General features: G+C 30.8%; 5 protein-coding genes and 1 pseudogene. 3 read left to right on the top strand and 3 right to left on the bottom strand.

The window, feature by feature from the left end; genetic code table 11:
- Positions 1-870 precede the first annotated feature (870 nt).
- The 3 genes and pseudogenes from V7056_RS19440 to V7056_RS19430 all read left to right on the top strand — a co-directional run.
- Positions 871-1,890: pseudogene (locus V7056_RS19440) on the top strand (cache domain-containing protein); the annotation flags it as partial.
- Positions 1,885-2,838, top strand: a complete 954-nt coding sequence (locus V7056_RS19435) for a methyl-accepting chemotaxis protein (RefSeq protein WP_499704042.1) — start codon at positions 1,885-1,887, stop codon at positions 2,836-2,838. The pseudogene V7056_RS19440 and the gene V7056_RS19435, both read left to right, overlap by 6 nt.
- A 123-nt stretch (positions 2,839-2,961) precedes the next feature.
- The gene (locus V7056_RS19430; RefSeq protein ID WP_499704040.1) at positions 2,962-3,117 is read left to right on the top strand and encodes a DUF1540 domain-containing protein; all 156 of its coding nucleotides are present in this window, start codon (positions 2,962-2,964) and stop codon (positions 3,115-3,117) included.
- Between the two features lie 212 nt (positions 3,118-3,329).
- On the opposite strand, the gene V7056_RS19425 is transcribed toward V7056_RS19430, so the two are convergent.
- From V7056_RS19425 to V7056_RS19415, 3 genes are all read right to left on the bottom strand, one after another.
- Complete coding sequence (locus V7056_RS19425) at positions 3,330-3,698, bottom strand: hypothetical protein (RefSeq protein ID WP_499704039.1); 369 nt, start codon at positions 3,696-3,698, stop codon at positions 3,330-3,332.
- A 128-nt stretch (positions 3,699-3,826) separates the two neighbouring features.
- Positions 3,827-4,153, bottom strand: a complete 327-nt coding sequence (locus V7056_RS19420) for an antibiotic biosynthesis monooxygenase family protein (protein WP_499704037.1) — start codon at positions 4,151-4,153, stop codon at positions 3,827-3,829.
- A gap of 129 nt (positions 4,154-4,282) precedes the next feature.
- Positions 4,283-5,451: methyl-accepting chemotaxis protein (locus tag V7056_RS19415; RefSeq protein ID WP_499704036.1), on the bottom strand; the 1,169-nt coding region annotated here is incomplete at its 5' end.

The raw sequence follows: 5,451 nt of genomic DNA, 5'->3' as shown, positions 1-5,451 counted from the left end.
TTTTTCTTCTCATTTGCTATCTTACGATTATTTCAAAGTTTTTAATAAGAATATTCTATTAATTACGTCTTGTCTTTAAGCTCTATATTAATAAACAAAAGTCTATAGTATTTAATCTTTTTCCAGTTAATTGGAAACGGATACAACATTGTATTTAGAACGAATTCCTACTTTTATTTAGTAGGTCTAAGCATTATTTTAAAAATCAGCATGATTATTCTTTTTATCATTTGCCTTAAAATACAGTTTTTTAAGGTGNNGTTCTAGAATTATTATTCTATGTTTTTTGTGCTAAATATTTAGAAAAATTTTAATTATAGAACTTTGATTTTTTAGAAGATTTTTTATCATCTAGTGTGTATTATATGAAATTGTATTATCAACTATGTTTGGAGGATCGATAAAATATATGACCGTAAATAAAAGTTATGAAAATTTGCTTAAAAGTATGAACTATTCTTCACTTGAAAAAGAGAAAGAAAGCATTATCAAAATACTTTCTCATAAAGAGACCTTGGATCAAGATTTCTATAGCTTAATAAAAAAGCTAGAGCTAATTTACCAAATTACATTACATAAATTTCAAAACAATGTTCATAAGAAATACTCCTAGACCCTACAACTCTAATCAATCAGATTTTCTCCTACCATATACATCCTTATAATATAAAACTAATGCACTCATCAGATACAACAACTAACCCATAATTGAACTGCTGCTTTAGAAAATACAAATACGAATTATTTTTTTTTGTCTTTTTTAAATGTTATTTTTTGGAAATGTTTTAAATTAGTAAAAATTCTAAATTTTATATCCGAAATAAAGGTAACAGCTATATATTTTACTTCGGAGAAAAGGAACGAGCAAACATGTTAAATATTAAAATTCGCACAAAGTTATTATTATTTTTAGCTATTCTCATTGTCGTACCAAGTGCAGTAATCGGAATTTCTTCTTTTGTTAGCGCTAAAAACAAAGTAAAGGAAAATTTAGTACGTAGTGCATCAGAAAATGTATCTTTAATTAATGATAACATTACTAGTACGATTTCCAGTGAATATAGACTAATGGAATTATTATCTAAAACAATTAATAAAAAGAGCTATCAAGAAGCAAACTTACCGAATCTTTTAAGTGAATTTCAGAATGTAATTGACACACATGAGGAAGTAAGTACCTCATATGTTGGAACTGAAGACGGGAATATTTATATTTCACCAAAGGTTGAACTTCCAGCTGGGTACGACCCAAGAACAAGGGATTGGTACAAAGAGGCAAAAGGCAGCAATGGAGAAATTATCATTACAAGTCCTTACGAGGATGCTGCTACAAAATCAATAATTGTAACAATTGCAAAAGCTTTACCAGATGGAAGTGGCGTTATCGCTTTTGATATCACATTAGATAAATTAAAAGAATTAGTATTAAACGTAAAAATTGGTAAAACTGGCTATCCTACAATGCTTGATATAAATAATAAAGTTGTTATTCACCCAACTATTCAAGCTGGTGATTCATTACCTAAAAATGTAACAGATGGAATCAAAAAAAGCGATAAAGGTCAATTTGATTATACTTATAAGGGTGCCGATAAATACTTAGTGTATAATACAAATTCATTAACTGGTTGGAAAGTTTTAGGTACAATGGAACAAAAAGAATTTATGAATGAAGCAATGCCAATTCTAATTACTACAGGCATCATTGTATTAGTTTTCTTAGTAATTGGGGCATTAATTAGTTTCTACATCATTCGTATTATCATGAAACCGATAAATGAATTATTACATGTAACAGAAAAAGTAAGTAATGGTGATTTAACTGCCAAAGTAAACGTTAGATCAAAAGATGAGTTCGGCGTACTTGGTAAAGCTTTTAACCAAATGATCGAATCATTAATACAATTAATTTCAAAATTAAATTTAACTTCAAACAAACTTGCAGAGTCATCAGAGCATTTAGCGATTACGATTACGCAAGTAAGTGAAATTACTTCAAATGTAAATAGTTCAATGGAACAAATGGCAGCTGGAGCAGAAGTTCAAATGACAAGTACGAATGAATCTTCTATCGCTACAGAAGAAATCGCTTCAGGTGTTCAATATGTTGCAGAAAAACTTTCTGAAGCTAGTGAATCTTCTACAGAAGCAACGTTAAATGTGGACGAAGGCAATGTATTCATCCAACAAGGTATAACTGAAATGAAAAATATTCATGATACAGTTAAAGATAATTCAAAATTAGTACAACAATTAGGTAAAAAGTCTTCTGAAATTAACGTTATTATTGATGTTATTAAAGGGATTTCTGAACAAACCAACTTACTAGCTTTAAATGCATCGATAGAAGCTGCAAGAGCTGGAGAATATGGAAAAGGGTTCTCTGTAGTAGCGCAAGAAATACGTAAGTTAGCTGAAGCTTCAAAACGCTCTACAAGTGAAATTTCAGAGATACTTTCTTCAATTCAAGGTGAGACTTCTACTTTAATGAACGCTATGGAATTAGAAGAAAAACAAACCCTTAAAGGTCTTGAAGCAATTACCCAAACAGGTGAAAGCTTTAATAAAATTTTACATTCAATTACTGAAGTAAATAAACAAATACAAGAAGTTTCTGCTACATCTGAACAAATTTCCGCTTCAACCGAAGAAATCTCTGCATCATTTAATGAAATTTCTAATATAGCAACTAGTTCATTCAATTCAACAAGATCAACTGTAACTGATACGAAAGAACAACTGAAAATGACAGAACAAACAAGTGTTGCTGTTGGAGAATTAGCGAGATTGGCAATCGAACTTCAAGAAGAAATTGCAGCATTTAAAACGTCTGAATAATATAGAAGAAAAAACCTTATCGCATTTATTTCGATAAGGTTTTTTTATTTAGTACAACGACAAAAAGTAAGTATCAATCGTCTCTATAATGTTAATCATAACAATAAAGGAGGTGTCTCAATAATGGCACAAGATGTACTTTGCGAAGTTAACAATTGTAAATTCTGGGCTTCTGGTAACAAATGTAGTGCAGATGCTATTTATGTAGTAAGTCATAAAGGGAAAAAAGCATCAAATACTGAGGAAACAGATTGTAAAACATTTGCTCCAGAAGTTTAATAAAGACTTGGGTAACCGACTAGATGGTTACCCTTTCTTTATTATATATTATTGATAATAACTATCATTTTCATTCAAATACTTTCCATTTATTTTATTTTTTTACATTTACTCTCTAATTTTATTAATTAACGGGCTGTATTCATAAGGCTAGTTAATCATATGAAAAGATAAAAACAAAAAAAGCCATTGTATAATGGCTCTAGAAACAATTACGATTGATTAATGGCTTTCATACCTTCTAAAATGACTTTTGCATCTGCATTTAAAAAGTCTAATGCATCTTTTCTTACTAATAACATTGAATTATCGGAAATAATTTTTTTTAATTCGCGCAAATCAAATCTGTTCGCACTTGTATTAATAGCCTGAATAACTAACAATTCTCTTCTTGTTAATTGCTCATAACCATCATTTCTTCTGTTTGCTATAAATGTTAATAATTCACGAGCATTACTATTTAAAAGCGTTTTATGTTCTCTAAGTATTTCAATGTTATCTTCAATATACTTTCTTGCAATCGATAATTCCAAACTTTCAACACTTTTATTTATATTTGTAATTAATTCTTGTAGGATCAAATTCTTTCTCCCCTTTAAATGCTCTTATTTAATTTATCGGTTTGAATAAGATATATTAAAGGTTAATATACATTCTTTATCATAAAACTCTGAAATGATTTCTTCCTCATTTCTTCCTTAAACATCATCTACATTTCAAAAAACGAATCTCGCTCAACCTTACATACTCTTAATGAATAAGACTCATACCATTCTTTTTTGCCACGGTCCTGAGCAATTTTATGCGTCATATGTTCCTTCCAACTTTTAATGGCTTCAAGCGAATCCCAATAAGATACTGTTATCCCTAGTCCCTCGTCTCGAGCGCTTTCAACACCTAAAAATCCATTTTGCTTACTCGCTATTTCAACCATTTTATCAGACATCTTTCCATAACCATTATCACCTTTTGTTCTTTTAGAAACAAAAATGACTGCATAATAAGGTGGATTTGGTGTTTTTGCAAATGAACTCATAACCACTAATAACCTCCTTTAAAGATAAATCCGTTATCATAATCATATATGATTAGAAGTGAATAGACATACAAAAAAATAAGCCATCATATAAGATGGCTTATTAAAAAAATTAAATTTATGACAGACCTAGATCTTAAATCCTTTAACAGTATCTTGTAATTCCTCTGCCATTTTACTTAAAATATCTGCAGACGCAGCCATTTCTTCCATAGATGCATTTTGTTGCTCAGCAGCAGCTGCAACACCTTGAGATTGGCCCGAGGCTTCAGCCGAAATCGTAGAGGTCATTTCTACAATTTGAATGATACTTTGAGAGCTTGCGTTGATTTCTTCAAAAATTGCTGATACTTCCTCCGTTTGCGATGAAACCTCTTCGATCATTTTAACGATCTGTTTAAAGTTTTCACCTGACTCGGTAACAAGATCTATTCCATCTTTAATCTCAGAAGAACCCTCTTCCATCGAAACAATAACTTTGTTTACTTCCAATTGAATAATATCCACCAGTTGAGATATTTGACCTGCAGCATTTCTTGATTGAGTTGCCAATTTCTTAACTTCATCCGCAACTACAGCGAACCCTTTGCCTTGTTCACCAGCTCTTGCAGCTTCAATAGCGGCGTTTAAAGCTAATAAATTCGTTTGCTCAGAAATCTCTGTAATGATTGTTACGATTTTACCAATTTCATCTGACTTTTCACCTAATGAGTTTACGATTTCAGACGTATGGTTAACTGTTTGATGGATCATGTTCATTTGATTTACAGTTTTATCTAATACCTTATTTCCATAAATGGCTTTTTCCGAAGTTGATTGTGAGTTTTCTGCTACAGTTTGAATTGACAATGCAGCTTGTTCCATTCCCGTTGAAATTTCTTTCACAACTGAATATGCTTCATGTGTACTATTTTCTTGTTTTTCTGCACCTTCAGCAATATAAATAATTGAGCTTGTAATCTGTTCAGATGCTCGACTCGTCTCTTCAGCACTTGCTGAAAGTTCTTCAGATGTCGCAGCTACTAACTGAGAATTGTACATAACATTTTCAATTAAGACTTTTAAATTCTCTGTCATAGCATTGACATGGTTTGCAAGCTCACCAATTTCATCTTTATTTTTAATGCGAATTGGTTCTATTCCAAGATTACCTTCTGATACTTCTTTTACCTGACCAGATAATAAGATTAATGGCCTTCTGATACTTCGAACTAGTAAATATGTAATAGCGATTGTAAAAATTAACGAACCAATAACGATGTAAATGTTGAGATTTAACGCATTTTTAGATTGCTCAT

Source organism: Bacillus sp. JJ664 (assembly GCF_036962205.1).
GTDB lineage: Bacteria > Bacillota > Bacilli > Bacillales > Bacillaceae_G > Gottfriedia.
This window is presented reverse-complemented; position numbering and strand designations above follow the sequence as displayed.

Coding starts and splice junctions, on each gene's coding strand:
- V7056_RS19435 (WP_499704042.1), top strand. CDS start 1,885: ATGATCGAATCATTAATACAATTAATTTCAAAATTAAATTTAACTTCA.
- V7056_RS19430 (WP_499704040.1), top strand. CDS start 2,962: ATGGCACAAGATGTACTTTGCGAAGTTAACAATTGTAAATTCTGGGCT.
- V7056_RS19420 (WP_499704037.1), bottom strand. CDS start 4,153: ATGAGTTCATTTGCAAAAACACCAAATCCACCTTATTATGCAGTCATT.